Source organism: Chthonomonas sp., from assembly GCF_035294165.1.
Taxonomy (GTDB): domain Bacteria; phylum Armatimonadota; class Chthonomonadetes; order Chthonomonadales; family Chthonomonadaceae; genus Chthonomonas.
This window is the reverse complement of the sequence record NZ_DATGLN010000041.1, coordinates 1-18,055: the sequence shown is the minus strand read 5'-3', so window position 1 is coordinate 18,055 and position 18,055 is coordinate 1. Positions and strand designations below refer to the sequence as shown.

At 54.9% G+C, this 18,055-nt stretch carries 18 protein-coding genes; 2 read left to right on the top strand and 16 right to left on the bottom strand.

Features of this window, described 5'->3' with window-relative positions:
* Nucleotides 1-139: 139 nt before the first annotated feature.
* The 13 genes from larC to VKV29_RS01420 form a co-directional block, all read right to left on the bottom strand.
* Nucleotides 140-901: a nickel pincer cofactor biosynthesis protein LarC gene (gene larC, locus VKV29_RS01480; RefSeq protein WP_324199521.1), complete on the bottom strand. Its 762-nt coding sequence runs from the start codon at nt 899-901 to the stop codon at nt 140-142.
* Nucleotides 902-944: 43 nt separating this feature from the next.
* Nucleotides 945-1,751 (bottom strand): 1,4-dihydroxy-6-naphthoate synthase, encoded by an 807-nt coding sequence (locus VKV29_RS01475; RefSeq protein ID WP_324199520.1) that lies wholly within the window; start codon nt 1,749-1,751, stop codon nt 945-947.
* A 12-nt stretch (nt 1,752-1,763) separates the two neighbouring features.
* A complete protein-coding gene (locus tag VKV29_RS01470; RefSeq protein WP_324199519.1) occupies nt 1,764-1,982 on the bottom strand; it encodes a CDGSH iron-sulfur domain-containing protein in 219 nt (72 codons plus the stop codon).
* Between the two features lie 309 nt (nt 1,983-2,291).
* Nucleotides 2,292-3,497, bottom strand: coding sequence for a glycosyltransferase family 4 protein (locus tag VKV29_RS01465; RefSeq protein WP_324199518.1), 1,206 nt, complete (start codon nt 3,495-3,497; stop codon nt 2,292-2,294).
* 87 nt (nt 3,498-3,584) lie between these two features.
* Complete coding sequence (locus VKV29_RS01460; RefSeq protein ID WP_324199517.1) at nt 3,585-4,583, bottom strand: bifunctional ADP-heptose synthase; 999 nt, start codon at nt 4,581-4,583, stop codon at nt 3,585-3,587.
* Between the two features lie 844 nt (nt 4,584-5,427).
* Nucleotides 5,428-6,510: a glycosyltransferase gene (locus VKV29_RS01455; RefSeq protein ID WP_324199516.1), complete on the bottom strand. Its 1,083-nt coding sequence runs from the start codon at nt 6,508-6,510 to the stop codon at nt 5,428-5,430.
* A complete protein-coding gene (locus VKV29_RS01450) occupies nt 6,507-7,640 on the bottom strand; it encodes a glycosyltransferase family 4 protein (protein ID WP_324199515.1) in 1,134 nt (377 codons plus the stop codon). Before VKV29_RS01450 ends, VKV29_RS01455 begins: the two co-directional genes overlap by 4 nt.
* Nucleotides 7,641-7,649: 9 nt before the next feature.
* The gene (locus VKV29_RS01445; RefSeq protein ID WP_324199514.1) at nt 7,650-8,051 is read right to left on the bottom strand and encodes a serine acetyltransferase; all 402 of its coding nucleotides are present in this window, start codon (nt 8,049-8,051) and stop codon (nt 7,650-7,652) included.
* Between the two features lie 65 nt (nt 8,052-8,116).
* Nucleotides 8,117-9,640 (bottom strand): hypothetical protein, encoded by a 1,524-nt coding sequence (locus tag VKV29_RS01440; protein ID WP_324199513.1) that lies wholly within the window; start codon nt 9,638-9,640, stop codon nt 8,117-8,119.
* 22 nt (nt 9,641-9,662) lie between these two features.
* Nucleotides 9,663-10,775: a glycosyltransferase family 4 protein gene (locus tag VKV29_RS01435; RefSeq protein ID WP_324199512.1), complete on the bottom strand. Its 1,113-nt coding sequence runs from the start codon at nt 10,773-10,775 to the stop codon at nt 9,663-9,665.
* A 4-nt stretch (nt 10,776-10,779) separates the two neighbouring features.
* Nucleotides 10,780-12,000 (bottom strand): acyltransferase, encoded by a 1,221-nt coding sequence (locus tag VKV29_RS01430; protein ID WP_324199511.1) that lies wholly within the window; start codon nt 11,998-12,000, stop codon nt 10,780-10,782.
* On the bottom strand, nt 11,997-13,124 hold the full coding sequence (locus VKV29_RS01425; protein WP_324199510.1) for a glycosyltransferase: 1,128 nt from the start codon (nt 13,122-13,124) through the stop codon (nt 11,997-11,999). Before VKV29_RS01425 ends, VKV29_RS01430 begins: the two co-directional genes overlap by 4 nt.
* Before the next feature lie 467 nt (nt 13,125-13,591).
* Complete coding sequence (locus VKV29_RS01420; protein WP_324199509.1) at nt 13,592-14,542, bottom strand: glycosyltransferase family 2 protein; 951 nt, start codon at nt 14,540-14,542, stop codon at nt 13,592-13,594.
* A gap of 206 nt (nt 14,543-14,748) precedes the next feature.
* Here VKV29_RS01420 and VKV29_RS01415 point away from each other — a divergent pair, with 206 nt between their 5' ends.
* Together VKV29_RS01415 and VKV29_RS01410 are read left to right on the top strand one after the other, a co-directional pair.
* The gene (locus VKV29_RS01415) at nt 14,749-15,876 is read left to right on the top strand and encodes a glycosyltransferase (protein ID WP_324199508.1); all 1,128 of its coding nucleotides are present in this window, start codon (nt 14,749-14,751) and stop codon (nt 15,874-15,876) included.
* 4 nt (nt 15,877-15,880) lie between these two features.
* The gene (locus tag VKV29_RS01410; protein ID WP_324199507.1) at nt 15,881-16,429 is read left to right on the top strand and encodes an acyltransferase; all 549 of its coding nucleotides are present in this window, start codon (nt 15,881-15,883) and stop codon (nt 16,427-16,429) included.
* A gap of 155 nt (nt 16,430-16,584) precedes the next feature.
* On the opposite strand, the gene VKV29_RS01405 is transcribed toward VKV29_RS01410, so the two are convergent.
* The 3 genes from VKV29_RS01405 to VKV29_RS01395 form a co-directional block, all read right to left on the bottom strand.
* Entirely contained in the window at nt 16,585-17,244 is a 660-nt protein-coding gene (locus tag VKV29_RS01405; protein ID WP_324199506.1) for a hypothetical protein, read from the bottom strand.
* Between the two features lie 9 nt (nt 17,245-17,253).
* Complete coding sequence (locus tag VKV29_RS01400; protein WP_324199505.1) at nt 17,254-17,589, bottom strand: glycosyltransferase family A protein; 336 nt, start codon at nt 17,587-17,589, stop codon at nt 17,254-17,256.
* Between the two features lie 121 nt (nt 17,590-17,710).
* Nucleotides 17,711-18,055: hypothetical protein (locus VKV29_RS01395; protein WP_324199504.1), on the bottom strand; the 345-nt coding region annotated here is incomplete at its 5' end.

The following is an 18,055-nucleotide window of genomic DNA, read 5'->3' as shown; positions in this document are numbered from 1 at the left end:
CTTTCCCCCTATTAGGGAGAAAGGGGGCGGTTATGGTTAGTTTTCAAGGGAAAGGTTATCAAAGAAGACCGCCAATGAACTTATTGGTCTCCCCTCTCCCTGTAGGGGGGCTTGAGGGGAAACGGGGCTATGTTCTGCCTCACTCCCTTTCGAGATCTGCGGGAGTAAGCTCTTCGGCAAGACAGAGGCGCAGGAGGTTCGGCTGCTCGGTATCTCTGCTGCCGGCGCCATAGCCCACTTTCAGCAGGCGCAGGGGAGGAAAGCCGAGGACATGTCCTTGAGCATCCCGCTCCGCGAACTCCGCCAAAATGGCCGCGCCGGTGGGGGTAATCAACTCCTCCTGGCGAGGGTCAAAACGAAGCGTAAACCCGCTTAGCAGTTCTAGGGTGGCCGGTGCCGGTAGGGGCATCTGGCCGTGGGCGCACTCCACCCAGCCGCTGCTGAAGGGCAGGGGAGAGCAGTAGACTTTCTCCACGCCCAGCATCTCTAACCCAATACAGGCGCCCACAATGTCCACAATCGCATCCACCGCACCCACCTCATGGAAATGGATGGCCTCCGGCGTGGTGGCATGGATTTTGGCCTCCGCATTAGCCAGACGAGTAAAAACCGCTAAGGCGCGTTTGCGAACGTTCTCCGGTAGTTGGCTTCGTTCCAGAATTTCGGCGATGTCGGAAAGATGGCGCCCATGGCCCGTATCGGCCTCGTGCAGCCTCACCTCCACCCGAACGCCGGAGATACCCTGTTTCTTTACAGGGGTAATGGCGATGTCGTAGCCAGGCACCTGGAGCTGGTCTAAGGCGGCACGCCATGCCTGCGGGTCTACTCCCACGTCCAGGAGGGCGCCCAGAATCATGTCGCCACTAATGCCGCTAAAGCAATCGAAACAGGCGATACGCACGGCCTTTTCTCGTTCCTTTCCATGTCGAATTTTGAGTGCCACCTTAGAGGGCGGCAACCCTCTCTTGCCTATAGCGCAGCAGACACTCCATCGCGCGGCGCCCCTCCTCGCCTGGGTCGTAGGAGTAGTCGTTCACATAAAGCCGAATGTGGGCAGCGATGACCTCCTCCTGAAGGTCGTGAGCGTGTTGTTTGCAGAGGGCGAATATCTCCTCATAGTGTGCGTAGGCGTAGCGCAGGCTGGCACGCAGGAGGTCTGTTAGAACGCCCTGAAGCTGCAGGTCGCGGCGCGCCACGATCACCCCCAAGGGAATGGGGGTGCCGGTCTGCTCTTCCCAGTAGGTTCCCAGGTCTTGAATAAGGTGGAGGCCATCGTGAGCGTAGGTGAAGCGCTTTTCATGGATCACGACACCCTGGGTAGCTTCTCCACGACACAGGGCGCTATAGAGCGCATCGAAAGGCAGGTAGGCTTTCGGCAGGGGGCGCTTCGCATAGAAATCGAGCAGCAGGTTGGCCGTTGTAAGCGGCCCGGGCACCAGCGTTTCCCGTTCGGGCGACCACACGCCGTCGGTCGAAAGCAGAAGGGGCCCCACTCCCCGCCCAAGCGCTCCGCCGGCAGGCAGCATTTCGTAGGTTTGCTGACAAAACGGATAGGCAGCACAGCTTATCTTCACCACGTCGAACGCGGCCTGCTGCGCAGCCTGATTAAGGGTTTCCACATCTTGCAGGTCGAAGCGGAACGCAAGGCCCCCTGTAGGGATTTTGCCGAGCATCAGCGCTCCAAAGATAAAGACGTCGTTGGGGCAGGGAGAGATGCCGACCGAGAGCACCTTTTGCGAGGTGGGAAGCATGGTTAGCGGAAACTAGCCTTCTTTGGGGCGCACCTTATGGCAGAAGCCGGTATCGTCGTGGCTGCCATCGCAGAAGGGTTTATCGTTGGAGTGACCACAGCGGCAGAGGTAAAGAGTCTCTTCGGAATCGTAGGTGGCGATCACCTTACCGAACTCATTGTAGACGGTAACGGGGCCTTGGATTTCGATGGGGCCATCATCAAAAACGGTCACTTTCATCGGTTCAGGCATATTCGGTTCGTACCTCCATAAAGATGTCTTCTCTATTTTACCGCGTGCGGCGTTAAAAGCGCCATCCTGCATTGGCTGTTGTTCAACCCATGCCGGCATCGGACAGGCGAGAGTGGGTAGGCACAAGGCCATCCTTGCAGCCGACGCCGGGGGCCAGAAAATCGGTTGCTTTGCTCCAACGCCGCGTTTCACAACATCGCCTTGTTGGAATATTTCACTGTATGGTGCCTCATCAAAATGGGCAACCCTATGCTTGCGCTCGCTTTCTCGGTGGGCTTAAAGGCTCCTTGTCGGAAAAGAGAAACGTCTCTAGGTCTGCTCACCTGTTGTTGGTTGGGCAGCGGAACCGTGATCGTCCGCCGCTAACGTATAGACCTGAACGATCTTTGGTAAAATAACCGACCAGTCAAAATTTTGCTTCACATATTCTTGGCACTCTAATGCGGGAGGGTAGGGAATCTGCCCGGATAGCACGGCGCGAAGTCGTTCGGTAAGCGCCTCCTCGGTGGCCGCTTCGGTAATCCACTCCGGTCGGAAGGGGCGTATAACTTCGGGCAGGCCGCCAATGGGGGTAACGAGTACCGGGGTGCCTGCAGCCAGCGATTCAATAGTAATTAACCCGAAGCCTTCTAGGGCGACGGTGGGCACGATGGTGAAATCCGCAGCGCGGTAGGCTATTGGAAGCTGTTCATCGGGCAGAAAACCTAACAGGCGCGCTTGATTGTGGAGGCCTAGCTGTTGAATGAGGGTTTCCAGCTCTTGAGACAGAGGTCCTTTGCCCGCAATGAGCACCAAAAACTGGGGGAACGCTTCCTTCAGTTGAGCAAGTGAGTGCAGAAGCATCTCTAGCCCCATGCGGCGTCGCAACCGTCTGACAACGAGTGCGATGGGGCGTTCCAGCGGCCAGCCAAGTTGACGACGTGCCTCTTCTTTATCTACCGCAAGATCGGCATAGCGTTCTACCTCGATGCCGCCTGGCACAATGTGCACGCGGTCTTTAGGGATACCGTACTGTTGCGCAAGCACCTCCTGAAACGCTTTTGAGAGCACGATAAAGTGTTGCGCCTTTTGATAGACTCGTTTTTCCAGACCCTTTTTTAGGCGCGTGGCCATATCCCGCTCATTTTCCGCCGATCCTTCCATAGCCCAAGGACCGTGAAAGTGAACGACAAACGGTTTGCCTTTTAAAACATCGAGGGCAGGGAACGTATAAAGGGCAAAGTGTGAGGCGATGAGGTTGGGCTGGAACGTTCGGAGCGTCTTTTGAATAGCGTTGCGGGCCGCCCAAAGCCTTTGCGGCAGAGGGGTGTTGGCAGAGGCAAAGGCTCTAATCGCGCCTCGGCTTTGTTCGGCTACGCGCGGTGAACCGGCGACCAATCCATGAAGGGCAACCTCAGGAAGGTTTTGAAGGCGATTGCAGACTTCATAGTAGACGCGATCGAGTCCGCCCGGCTGTTCCGGGAACCACCCCATGCCAATTTGAAGAATGCGCAACGACTTAGTTGAGGAACCCATGCCATGTTCCAACAGAAATATTTTTGCTCTGCAGCAATACCTTCCTCTTTAGGAACGCTTCTGACGTTATCTGAAGCGGAGAGGAACTCAAACTTGGTTCCAGTCTGCGAGAAGCTCTTCAGGGGAAACGGTGGCCACGCCCACTTTGCGTACAGCACAGGCACCGGCATGGTTGGCGATGCAGGCCGCCTCTAGAGGAGTTGCCTTGCTAAGGAGGGCCAGAGCCAACGCGCTGATGGTGGTGTCACCGGCGCCGGCAACGTCGTAGACCTCGATGGGGTGTGCCGGAACGTGGCGATGTTCCCCATTTTGGCACCAGTAGGCGAGGCCTCGCGGGCCGAGGGTGGTAACAAGCATTTCCACCTGTAGACGTTCTCGTAAAGCGGCTCCATACTCCACAAAAGCGTTCCCGTGAGGGGGCATAGGCCCTGCAAGCTCTTCGGCTTCCGACTGATTAAGCGAAAGCACCGTTGCCCCTGAAAACCACATCGCGGATGAAGGCTTTGGGTTTGTGATCACCGGAACCGCCTTTTGTTTTGCCATTGCAATGAAGGTCGTCACCGTCTCTTTCGTTAATGTGCCCTTGCGATAATCGGAGATGATCACGGCGTCTACCTTATGAATGACCTCTTGTACACTCTGCACCAACTTCGTTTGGAGGTAGGCGGGTGCCTCATGGGTACGTTCGCGATCAACTCTTAAAACCTGCTGGTGCTGCGCAATGATACGGGTTTTGCGTGTTGTGGGCCGGGACGGATCGCATAGGACAGCATGCGTACGGATGCCGATCTGTTGAATGATGGAACAGAGATTGCGACCGATCTCGTCCTCGCCCACGAAACCGGCCAAAAAGACCTTTGCACCGAGTGCGCATAGGTTATGGGCTACATTAGCAGCGCCACCGGGTTTCAGCTCCTCGTTCTGCACCTCGACGATCATCACCGGGCTTTCTGGGGATATCCTACGAACGGTTCCCCGTAGATACTCGTCGGCCATGATGTCGCCCACGACCAGGACGGCTTGGGAGGCAAAGTTATGAACAAGGTATTCGTAGCGCCCTTTTGAAAGCAGGTTCTCTCCTAACACGGTATAAAAATACCTTATTTTAGGGGAGGGGAGATACTTTCCCGTTTTGGGAGAGGAACACCTGGCAGAGGCGTCCTAGCGGACGGCGCCCTTGCCCTCAAAGCCGGTGGAGATTGAAGTTCAAGATTTCTCGCCTCTGGCTCGAAATGACAGGTGTTCATCCTCGCCTGCGGCTCGAAATGACAGTGGTTCATCTCGCCTCTGGCCCGAAATGACAGGCGTCTACCTCACCGGCTCTGCAAGCCCCACCCCCCCGCCCCTCAAGGCCGACACAGGGGTTCCCAGAAAATCGCAAGATTTTCTGGGACAGGGCGCCCTCCCCCTCCCCCTATTAGGGAGAGGGGCACCTCGCGGTGGGCGTCCTCGCGGACGGCGCCTTTGCGGCCTGTTTTTATTCTCTTCGGCGTCTCTTTCTCTAGCCGCTGCATCGCTGTCTGCTTCTACAGCCCCCACCCCCCTGCCCCTCCCCCCATTGGGGAGAGGGGAGACTAATAAGTTCATCGGCTGTTTCCGTTGGTTAGCTTTCCCTCGAAAAACTAGCATAACCGCCCCCTTTCTCCCTAATAGGGGGAAAGGATGGGATAGGGGGCGAGCAAGGCAGGCTTGTTTTGTAAACTACCTCTAGAACCGTGAGATTGTCTGCCCCACCCCTATCTCTCAGAGCTTGTGGGGGTTGAAATTCAAGATTTCTCGCCTTCGGCTCGAAATGACAGGTGTCTATCTCATGAGAAATGACAGGCGTCTATCTCAACAGCTCTGCAAAACAGAAAGGATGGGATAGGGGGCGAACAAGATAGGCTTGCTTTGCTGACTGCCTCTAGAGCCGACGAATGGAGCAAAAAAACTAAGAGAGCAATGCCTCCACAAAGGTGCGGAACCGCGCATTCGCGGTTCGATAGTCAAACCGTAGGGCGATGGGGCGTGCGTTGGCCGCACGTTCACGCACCTCCTCCCAGGTGAGGGCATCCAGCCACAGGGCGCAACGACGGTGAAATTCCGGATCGGCCGGGTGATAAGGGGGGAGCGGCCAGCCTGCCGGCGCCACATAGTCGTAATAGCCCGGAATGGGACTCATGGCCACGGCCACCCCGGAAGCCAGGTATTCAAGTACCTTAGTGGTGATACGAAAGTTTCCAAGTGCATCCAATGTTTGCGCACTAAAACCGATATCAATGGCATGCAGTGCCTGCGCCACCTCGGTTGGCGAAAGACGCCCTGTAAATACGACCCGCCCTTTCAGTGGATCGGGAACGTCCGCCTTTAAGCGCTCCAGACCCGTGCCATCCCCAACGATGAGGCAGGATATATCAGAACGGTGTAAGTGCTTTAGTGTGCTGGTAAGTTCAAGCCCATAACAGTAACGTTGTCTTTCTGACCAGATAAGGCTGCCCACAACTCCGCAGACGAGATGCTGTGGGCACAGACCGAACGTAGCCTTGGCTGCTTTACGCTCTGCTAGGGGAACATCGGTGAACTGTTCTACATCTACACCCTCTATAGTGATCGCGCGTGGAGCCCCTAGGTGAAGAGCCGCCCCGGTAAGATATGGAGTTCTACCTATGTACGCAACGCAATGGCGATAGAGCCATTTCTCATAGATGCTAAAAACATGCCCGATAAGAGGGTTATGTACGACTTTTACATAGCCGGCTACCGGGTCACCGGACGAAACGATGTAGCGTAGTCCGCGACGACGCGCCTCCCAAATGAGAGGCAAACCTCCGGCGATGCCCGTTCCCTCCAAGTAGACCATGTCCCAGGGAGCCGAGCGGAGCAGGCGATGCACCTGCTTCATGGCAGCGCGGCGCGGCAGCTTACGATCTACATCGTGATAGGTGCACTCCGCGGCGAGGCCTTCCGTAAGGCGCCGAATGCGGATGGCATCCTGTCCCCCGCCGGCGGTGGCGATGCAGAGCAGGCGTCTCATGAGGGGTGCAGCTCCTCGAAAAGGGCGACGTATTGGTCAGCCATTATCTCCCAGGAGTGGCGTTCGGCGATGGCGCGCCCTGCGCGTCCCATGGCCTTAAGGCGTTCCGGTTCGGCGAGGAGGGCACAGAGCGTTTCGGCCAGGGCCGACACGTCGTTGGGGTCGGGCAGAACCACCCCGCTTTCGGGGGTGATCAGCTCACAGCCGCCGGCCGTTTGGGCGGTTACGATGGGCAGGCCAGAGGCCATGGCCTCCAGCAGGGCGAGGGAGCAGGCTTCGTAGCGGGAGGGAAAGATGAAGAGGTCTGCGGCGCGCATCAGCTTTGGAATGTCGCGGCGGAAACCGAGAAAGTGCACCCTTTCGGCCACTCCCAGCTTCTCGGCGAACGCGGGAAAGGGGCTGTTGTGTGTGTCGCCCGCCACGGCCAGATGCAGTTGGGGAACCTGTGCCAGGGCGGCCAGCACCGTATCCAGGTTTTTGCCATAGGTGCGAATATCGCCGACGAACAGCCCTAGGGGCTTATTCGGTGGCAGGCCTAGCGCGATTCGATCTTCTTGCCCGGGAGAGAACTCCTGCAGATCGACTCCGTTATGGATGGTACGAATTTTCTCCGGGGCTAGGCCGAGGTAGGCTTGCAGTTCCTCCTTCACCTTGTTCGAGACCGCTACAAGAACTCGCGCCTGATGAAAGGCGCGTCGTTCCAAACGCGCGCTGCATTTCATGTAGAGCCGTCTATAAAGAGTGCGCAGAGAGGAGGTGGAGGCCCCGGCTGGTTGATAGGTGGGCGAGCGCAGCCAAACCTCATGGATGGTGTGGACAGCGATGATATCCGCTGGATAGAAACTGGTGAAACCGTTTTGTTTGACAATATCGAATTGTGCATGCAGCTTTCGGAGTACTTTTGTCGTTTGTAGGCCAAACCACAGGTTTCCAATAAGTGTGGTAAACCTTTTGCTCCAGGGTACCCGATGCCACACTACAAGAGGATGAGTTTGAAACTCAGGGGGTATCTCGGAAGCAATGAGACTAACGCGATGTCTTTGGCGCAAAAGCTCCTTGACGATCTCGTAGTTAACCCTTCCGGTTCCATCTCCCTTGCGGATGCGCTGTAGTGTTAAAGCAATATGCATAGCTTCCCTCTAAAATGCCGACTCGTTCTGGGCAGACGGCGCTTTAATGGGCCGCGCCGGCACACCCACCACCGTTTCCCCGTCCGCCACATCCTTCGTTACCACGGCGTTAGCCCCGATTCGGGCGCCGTTGCCGATGCGCAGCCCACAGTCCGGCTTGGCGATGATCTTGGCTCCGGCCCCGATCATCACATCGTCCCCGATCTCGATGTAGTGGGGCGAGCCGATCCAGGTGGTTGCCGCCCAAGTGACCTCATGATAGATTTTGACGCGCCGGCCGATCTTCACGTTCGGATGGATGACAACCCCAAGCCCATAGTGGCAAAACTCGATGTCGGGGGCGATCTCCGCCTCGTAGGGCAACACCGCCTTATACAGAAAGAAGTTGAGCGCCTTCAGCAGACGCGCCAACAGCCTCCATCGCCTCTTATAGGCCCAGCAGCTTCACCACCAAATCTTTTCCGGACGCATTGTTTTTAAGTGCCTGAACTCGCAGCCATACCCGTCCTAGCAGCGGACACAGGTGACGTGGACGTTTGGGCATGAAGCATCACATACTCCCGCTCCAGCGCGCCGATGCTGAACCAGAGGAGCATAACAATTGCGTAGTTGTCGCCATTAAGCCACGTGTTTAGCGTAGTGACAAGCACGCCGAGAATCGCGAGCGCTACAAAGGTTCGCGAGTGATGCCATACTTTTAAAGCACACCACAGGGTCGTCAGTATAAGGAGAATATAGACGATGCCGCCGATCGGGCCAAGGGCGAGGAACATGTTGGACCAGTCTACTTCCATATTGGTGCTGTTTGAGCCGAGCTGATAGCCTGCCAGCGTTATCGGGCCCAAGCCTATACCAAGCGGATATTGAAGGCTGGCGGTAAAACCATATAAAGCCATCGTAGCGTGCGTCGTTGCGGTGGAGGTTTTCGGGTTAGTGGGATTCGATAGGCCCTCCACCTGATGTTGAACGAGGGACTCTTGGCTAGGGCTTATCGTAAGGTTTTGTGCGCTTTTAATCCCGTAGATCAGCCCGACCGCTCCGATGAGGGCGGCCAAGGCAAGGCGCGGAGCCCACGCTTTCATCGAGCGCCCCCGAACGCTCCACAACACAACAATGCCCAAAAGCGTGCCGACAATAGGGCCGCGGACGCCACTGTAGAACATTCCGGCTAACAAAAGCAGAACAAAAGGCAGCGCCCACCAACGCCCTGCCGATATAAAGGCGATGGCGAGCACACAGCAAACGGCAAGAAAGGCTGGGTACTCTGCGGCAGAGGTAAAGAACGACATCGGGCGTATCGCGTTACCGGCATTTACGGAAGTATAACTGGGATCACTGGCTAGCCACATCTGCTCCCCTTTCGTGAACCCATAGAGGGTTTGATAGATGCCGTAGAGTGCCCCACAGGCCGCGATGATCAGGGCAACGGTGTAGAGCGTCCGCAACGTTTGGCGATCTCCGAGGTCACGGCCGATGAAAGACCAGAGCACCGGAATCACGAGAAACATGGCGCCACCTAAGGCCGCCGTCACGCCACCTTGGCTTGGATTGAGCAGGCCGATGGTAAGCATAAGGCCTAACAGTACCGCACGCACCTTGGCGATGGGGTTATCGAGGGGAATTTGGAGCCGCAGGAGTTTTCCAAACCAGATAAGGCCGACCACGGTGGGAATGACGGCAAGCAAAGGGTCTATATGGAACTGTCCCATGATGGGGATAAGGTTGCGTCGCACGCCTCCTAAAATAGAGAGGTAGATGAGGGCGAGGATGGGCAGGGCAGGCGAGCGGCGGAGGGAGAAGAAAAGGATGAAAAACGCACCCGCCATAAGACAGCGTAGGCCCAACATGGAGTTGATGACAAAGGGCAAAGCGCCAAGCAGGATGAGGGAAGGGATGAGTATCTCCAACAGGGATACTTTCCTCTGGCTCCCTCCAGAGCCGGGAAGGCGAAGAACGTAATTCTCCGAAAATAGGTCGCTATCGGTTGTGCGTGTCGTCAATTTGGTCTTTCCCTCCCTCTCTTTAGACGCTTAGCAGGGTCTGCACGGCCTCCACGAAGCGTTGGGCATAGCGCTGAATAGAAAACTCTTGCGCCCTTCTGCGGGCGGCCTCTCCCACCTGGCGCGCAAACTCGGGGTTCTGCAGGTAGCGCAGCACAGCTTGGGCAAGCGCTTCCGGCTGCCCAAAGGGCGCGAAAAGGCCATCCACGCCCTCGGTGATGATCTCCCGCGGCCCCCCCTCGGCCCCGGCCACCACCGGCTTCCCTAACGCCATCGCCTCGATCACCACGATTCCGAAAGGCTCGTTGTCGGAGGCGTGCACGACAACATCGCACGCCTGCATCCATTGTTCCACATTTTTCTGAAAACCTGCAAGAATCACGCGGTTCTGCAGCCCCAAAGCCTCTATGCGCTGCCGAAGGTAGGCCGGGTAGTCCGGCTCCAAAGCGTGTTCCCCGCCCACGATCACAGCGTGCGCTTCGGGATAGGACCTTAAAATGATGGGCATGGCCTCGATCAGCGTGTGCATTCCTTTCCAGCGCTGCATTCTCCCCACCATGCCGATCAGCGCTCCTTTGGCGGGAAGTCCGAGTTTGGCTCGCAAAACAGGAGATGGCTCGATCTTGGCTGGATCAAAACGAGAGATGTCGGTGCCAGGCACGACCGTATAGGTGCGGCGATAGGGTCGTAATTTTTGTTGCTCTTCGGCCGCCTTCTCCGATACTGCGATCACGCCAGTTGCCGGTATCCGTGTGATATTTCTATCCCAGAAGTTATTTTTGGATGGCACTCCGAGTTGATACCAGAGGGCAGGAGTATGTGCTAAGATCGCCGCAGGACCGCTGTAGATATGGGCTTTGCCCATCCAGCCGATGACACAGTCGTAACGAGAGCGACGCAAGTGCACCGCCAAACGCCAGACCGTACCGCAGTAGCGTGCCAGCTGGCGTAGGTGGCCGGAAGGAAGCACCCATACAGAGGCTCCAAGTCTTGAGGCATCGTAAACCATATGACCATCTTCCAGAAAGCAAACTTCCCATTCAGCAAGAGTCTTTCCTGCTTCTAGTAGATTAAGCAGCATCATCTCCGCACCGCCGCGCTGTTCCGCTAGAGGCATCACGATAAGAATTCTCACCCTTCTATCCCCCCTCACGTGCTTCTTGTATTGATGGCGCAGGTTCTACAGATACATGTAGTATCGCTTGAACCATCTTGTGCCTTCGCGAGCTTACAAACGGGCGCTCGAAGACCAGGTAAAAGAGATAGGCGAACCCGATCTCTATGGTGCTGCCTGTAAGAAAAAGGAGAGGATGGAACGCGGCAGACAGATGGAGTTTTTGCATGAAATGATGGCTAATGCCCTGAAAGATCGTATGCGTTATGTAAAGACTATAGGAGAAAACACCGATTTTGAAAAACGGCCGTAGGAACATCATCGTTGTGGTATGGCTGTCAAAACGATGCAACAAGATGAGAATGAGTGCAAACAGCCAACTGATGAGAAATTGGGGGAATAGTGTTCTCGCAAAGACGAAGCCTAGTGAGAGATGCGGTTTGAAAAGACTTATATTGAGGATGCATAAACCGGTCAAAAACAGCATGAAACGGGGGCGGCGGTGGGATGGAAAGCGTAGCCAATCGTAAACGAGGATGCCCAAACCGAACTGTGGCCACAGGTTCAGCGGATAGGCATAGTGAGAGAAGGCTAGCAGGTAGAGAAGGCAGAGCAGGGTAAGCCCGTGAAGAATCCGTAACAGGGTCTCCTCATCTTTCCGGCATTGCACCACCCCCCACAAAGCGGCACCGACAATGAGATAGAAGGCAACCTCGTAACAGAGTGTCCATGCCGGCGAAATAAAGGGAATCTGGTGGAACAGGACAGCAGTAAGCGTAAAATTGTAGCCTAAAAGCAGTAACATCTCCTGTGGAGCATTAGGCGCACGAAGAAGATGCTGTTGCTGTAAATTTTGTGCCGTCCGTCCGTGCGGGTCTAAAACCAAGGCTACTAAGGTCACCACAAGCGCCAGAATGAAAGCCGCCCAGTAGGTTGGATAGATACGCCGGATTCGTGCCTTCAAGTATTTCCAGGGTTTTTGGTCACGGTGCAGATTGGTCACCGCAGCATTTATAATGCAGTATCCGCTAATGACAAAGAATAGTTGTACCCCGAGATTTCCTTGCCCCATTATACGGTAAAACGGATTAGGGTGGAGGGTTGGATAGAGAGCTAGGATAACGCCCGATAGATGAAATCCCATAACCCATAGGCTCGCGATCCCTCGCCAAGCGTCGAGAGTATAATAAGGACCAAGTGTCTTAGGTTGGCTTTTGGTAGTAGGAAACCCTAAATCGTCATTCATTGGCACCCTCTGTCCAGATGGCTTATAAGCTGCGTCCCGATCTTTTCCCAACTAAAGTGGGCCTCGTAGAACGCACGTGCCTCCAGCCCCATGGCCGTTCGCCGTTCGGGGTGGAGGGCGAGGAGCGTAACAGCATCGAGAAACGCCTCTTCGTCCTCTGCAGGCGAAAGCAAAAACGCCCTGCCGTCGGCCGTCGGCCAAAGGGAGTCGGTATGCTCGCCGAAGGTTCCCACCGACGGAAGCCGATGGGCTAACGCCGTGATGTAGCTGCTGCGCCGAGTAGAAACCCCATCCACGAACGGGGCGAGATAGATGTCAATGGCCGAAAGGCGGAGCGAGGCTTCATCTGGAGGGCAATGACCCTCCGCCATTATCGGCAGGTTTTCAAAGAAGGCACACATCTCTTGCTTATTGGGGCCGATGTAGAGGAACAGTGAGGTAAGCGAGCGACTCTGGAGTCGTTTCTGCGCTTCACGTAGGTAATTCAACAGAAGTGCCCCATGAACCGTTCCGAAGTAGCCCAACACCAGCATATCCGGCGGGATAGAGAGCCGAGAGCGCGCCTCATCAGGTGGAATGCCCAGATAGGGAACGTTGGAACCGACCGGCAGGTGAAGGGGGCGCGGGCCGCCGCTCCATCGGGCGAGCTGCTGGTGCCACCACGCTTCGATCGAGATAAAGCAGCGCTCGGAGGCACGCCAAAGCTCCCTCACCTGAAACCGTTGCCAGGTGGTCATAATGGCGAACTTCCAGTTGAGAACCGGCACAAAGGTTTCATGAAACATCACGGCGAAATGGATGCCCTGCCGCTTTACGGCCCGCATGGCATAAGGCAGCCAGGGGTTGAAGCCCCATCGCCCGTAGCTGAAGGGGTTGTATTGAAGCAGCAACCAGTCGGGCCTGTAATCTGTCGCAGCCTTCACGAGGTTGAGAACGCTTTTGGGATGGGAGTAGGAGAAAGGGGTGGCGATTTCCACCCCGGGAATGGGGTTGACGGAGTACTCCTGGGGAATAAAGACCACGATGGAGTGCTGCGACTTAAGCACCTGCACCAGGTTGGCGGTATAGTCCCCGATGCCATCGCGTTGTGGGGGCAGTGCCGGCGCGATGATCCCTAGACGCATCCCATCTCCTCGTCGGTAACACAACCAGAAGCCCACATTTGTCTTCTCTGACCTAAGCTCTGCCAACTGTAGAGCGAGTGGGCGTTTGCTGTAGGGGCTTTGGCTTTCAATTCAAACAGAGAGGTTAATATAGAAGCCCCTGCGAACGTCAATAGAGAACAGGTGGAGGATACAAAGCTTCGTAGAGCACAACCCCATCTGCCTCCGGCAGGTGCCGTAGGGCGATCGGTTCGTTGTTCTCGAAGTGGCGCTGAAGCGACCAGCGACATGCGGCTCCTTTCCGTTGGAAATTAGCTCTCTTTTTTAAGTATAGACGGTTTCATGAAGAATCTTTATCTTCGTTCGTTAAGTTCGAAGTTTACGGGAGGTACCAGCTCATTTCGAGGGCGGCAGAGGCTCGTGGAGGTGGCAAGGAAAGTCAGGTACCCCGTCTGCGAAGCTTTTGGAAGATTTTTTGTTGGACGAGATTAGGCATAAAGTAGAGCAATAACGCTAAAGAACCCTTTAAACTTGGGCGATCCTTTAGTGACTGATAAAGAAACTTTCTGGCTGCTGATCGTTCGCCAATCTCCATGTATTTTTTTTGCTATCAAACGACATGACAGGCTACGACGGCGCAACAGCTCTTTCAAGTATTTGCTGTACTGTGCATCGGAAATTAATTTTGAATAGTAATTATATGATGACATATGCCATTCTATTGCACGATCCGATTTACCTGATTGTGACGAACCGGCAGTAGAGGATAGTAAGTGAACTCGATAGAATGCTAAACGTTCGGGCGTGTAATAGGCTGCTTTTTCACTGCAACTCGCTAGGTATCCCGTCCATTGATCGTAACAGGTCCCCACCTCTTCCGGGATATCCGCATCTTCTAATATCTGGCGTCGAAAAATACTTGCTTGTGCACAAGGAATGGACTGTGCAATAAGCAGGTGCACGAAAGGTTTGTGAATCCCCGGCTGCAACTCTTTTCTTTTGTATCTTGCAGATAAGTCCTCTGTCAAACGGAGGTCAATATTTCCATCGTCATCAATCACATAATGATCAGAAAAACTCACGGTAATTTCTGGATTTTGCATCATTGGGGCGACGACCTTTTCGAGAAAAGTCGGTTCCCACATGTCGTCATCATTTAAGTAGGCAAAGAACTCCCCACGCGCCTCCTGGAGCGCGGCACAAATGTTGGCGCACATTCCTAAGTTGGTTTCATTGCGTCGGTATCTCAGGCGTGGGTCTTTGAAACCGGCGACGACGCTCTCCACATCTTCGGTGCTGGCATCATCGGAGACGATCATTTCAAAATGCGGATAGGTCTGTTTCAGGGCGCTCTCGATGGCCTGCTTCAGATAGTGCGTGCGATTATAGGTCGTTGTGATGATGCTTACCATACCAGGTTCCATAGGTGGAAACTGCATGTCTCCCTCCGCGATTATTTAGGTCTATAACAGGGTGTCGCCCAGCGAAGTTACAGCCTATAATATTATGCAACATGACGTTTAATACCATGCAGGTCATTATCCCTGAATTTTATTCGTCTACATCGGCGTGATGCGGTAAAATGCAAGTGGGAACCCGAGGAATGAGAGGTATTCCATCATTAGGGGATGAGGTCCTTCGGAATATGCTTATTTGTGCGCAGGCCTTTGGCGTCCATGCTGCAGGTGGTGGTTCGCGCATTTTGCGGGCGCTTCTTAAGGAGGCACCGGAGCCTACTATCTCTATCTGTATGGATGTCAGGAAACCTCCGCCTACCTCGATAGTGACGGAGCTGCATATCCCTCCACGCCCCTCTTTCGGCCGTTTGGAGGCCACGCGCTTTCGAATTTACCTCGATCGTCTCTTCACAAATTATAGGCGCCAGCAGAGACTTCTAGAACAGGTTTGCAGAGAATACAAAGCCGGTAAGCTTCACGCAATTGCCCACGGCCCCGATTTTTGGGTAAGTTATCAGGCCGCTCGCAAGTTGCGTGTGCCTTTTTTTCTAACCGTGCATGATCGGATCGAATACAACCTTGCTCGGGATTACCGACTCGCTTACTGGCAAAAATGCTTAGGGGAAGTTTGGCAAAATGCCGATGCGCGGATGGTGATCTCGGAGGAGATGGGGGAGGGGCTGGATGCCCTCTACGGCAGACGCCCATGGACGGTGGTGACGGATGGTTTGGAGCACATTCACCCCCTTCGTGAGAGACCCCAAAACAGCTTTCGCATCTACTTTGCCGGCGCCATTCATCTTAGCTATGCGGCCACGTTTGCCGCGCTTGCCAAGGCGCTGGCCCTCATTCGGGGGCAATATCCGGCAATGCCCGTTTCGCTGACCGTGCGTGGCAGTGCCGTTCCCGATTCTTTCCAGGGCCTACCGGTGCGCGCCTTGCCTTGGGCCTCCGAGGGTGAAGTTGAAAAGGATATGGAGAAGGCCGATCTGCTCTATCTCCCCCTCCCTTTCGGCCCGGAGTATGAGATGTTTTGGCGCTACAGCCTCTCCACAAAGCTGGTAACCTATTTGGGCAGCGGATTGCCCATTTTGTACCATGGGCCTGCGGAGGCCGCCGCGGGGCGCCTGTTGGCGCGGCATCAGGCGGCCGTGCTTGCTACCAGCCTGGAGCCGGAGGAGGTGGCGCGCTGCCTGCTTGAGGCTGGCGAGTGTGCACCGCAGATCGTGGAAAACGCCCAAAGGTTGGCGCGATCCCAGTTTATGCTGGAGGAGCAGCGCCGGAGATTCTGGAAGATTGTGGGCGGAGGAGAATGATCGAATGGGGAAACTCTCCTTACGATATGTTGCCTCCCAAACCATCCTCTATATAACTAATCATATCATCGCCCGCATTCCCTCGCATTGGGTTCGGCTGCTGTTCTATCGCCGTGTTATGCGATTTCAGGTAGGACAGGACAGCTACATCTTCATGGATACATGGTTTGATACACGCGACAACTTTGTTATGGGCGATCACAGCGTTGTCAATCAGCGGTGTCGGCTCGATAACCGAGGAGGGATATGCATCGGCAACAACGTCTCCATTGCCGCCGAGGTCTGCATTCTCACGGCCGATCACGATCCGCAAAGCCCAACTTTTGCCGGCAGAGTGGGGAGGGTATCTATTCAGGACTATGCCTTTATCGGCACCCGCGCAATGATCTTGCCGGGGGTGACCGTTGGGGAGGGGGCGGTGGTAGCCGCCGGCGCTGTGGTGACAAAAGATGTGGCTCCCTATACCATCGTTGCCGGCGTGCCCGCGCGCAAGATCGGGGAGCGCTGCCGCTCTCTTCACTACACCATCTCCTATGGGCGCCTTTTCTGTTAACACGTGCCCATGAGCGTTGCTCTCTTCCAGGCCTCTCCTGCATTTGAAGAACCTTGTTTCTGATGGAGTCATTGTGAGGCCGCTTGGGCAGATATAAGTGGGACATGGCTATGATCGTAGCCTAGTTTCTCGGGCTGAAACGCCACCACCCAATGTTATACGGCGCGTCGGGCGAAACGAACAAGCGGTGGGATAAGGGGTTTGGGAAGATAGCTAAGACACAATGCCGCGTAGCTACGCAACGCCTTACGATGACACAAGGCCTCCTTTAAGTTCCTACGTGCCTCATGGATATTCCCCTCTTCAAGCTGCAATATGCCTGCATTCGTCTGACTAATGTTGACTCGGTTTCTAAGAGTTGGCCAGACTTCAGAGACTTTCTTATCTGCTAGGAGTTGTGAATAGTAATGTGTCATGCCTAAAGAAAACCACAATGACTTTTCTATTTGATTGTTGATGGCAACTCTGTCGGCTCCTAGATGACAGCGATAGCTTGCAAGCTTTTCAGGTATGTAATAGACGCCGGCTCCTTCACGACATGCCAAGTAGGCAAACCAGCGGTCATAAACGCTCTCGATTTCTAGTGGGAATGTAGCATCTACAAAGATAGCCCTACGATATACGGCTATAGATACTGGTAAAATGGCATCGAAGTCAAGGGCAATGCGATAAAAGGGCCGATGAATGCCCTCTGAAATCTCGTTTCTATGAAATAAAACCTCAAAATACTTTGTTTCCTCCCAATTTATCTGCCCATCCCCGTCTATGATGTAGTGATCCGAAAAACCCACCGTCACCTCCGGATGAGCCTGCATCGGAGGGAACTACCTTCGCCAAAAACTCCGGCTCCCAAATGTCATCATCATGAAGAAAGCTGAAAAACTCCCCTTGTGCCTCTTGCAAGCCACCAGCACGTTGCGCAACGGCCCGATGTTTGTGGGGTTTCTGCGGAAACGCACGCGCGGGTCGTTAAAAGCGGCCACTACCTCTTCTACGTTTTGGGTGCTGCAGTTATCCGAGACGATCACCTCGATGTGGGGGTAGGTTTGCGCGAGGGCGCTTTGAATGGCCATTTTAAGGTAATGGTTTCGGTTGTAGGTAGGGATGATAACACTGACCAGTCCAGGCTGGTAGTGCGGGGCCAGATGGATTTGGTTCATACGGGTTTATCTCCGATAGAAGGGAGAGTGCATTTCTGAAGAGATTATGGCATAAGGCGTCCAAAACTGAAGTATGTATACAAAAGCGCCTAAGGCGTTGGCACATTGGTATCTTAGCGGTTTAGGGCGAGACAATTTGTGTGGCTATCAGCGGTACCTGGCTATGATCGTAGCCTAGTTTCTCGGGTTGAAACGCCACCACCGCCCAATCCACCCGTGGCCACATCGTCTGCAACCATTTGACCACGCGAATAAGCGTATGGTCGCTAACCCCGGCCTTCTTTGCCCATGAGAGCCAGGTATAGACTTGGCCTTCAAAGGTAATATCCCACCATCTCGGCAGAGCATCCGGTCTCATTGTAGGGTCCCACTGAGAGATGTTGGGGGGCGAAAACCACTGCTGGGGCGTATACTCCTCGTTCTTGGCCAGCCAACTCTGGATCATCGCGTCTATTATCTGGCTTCG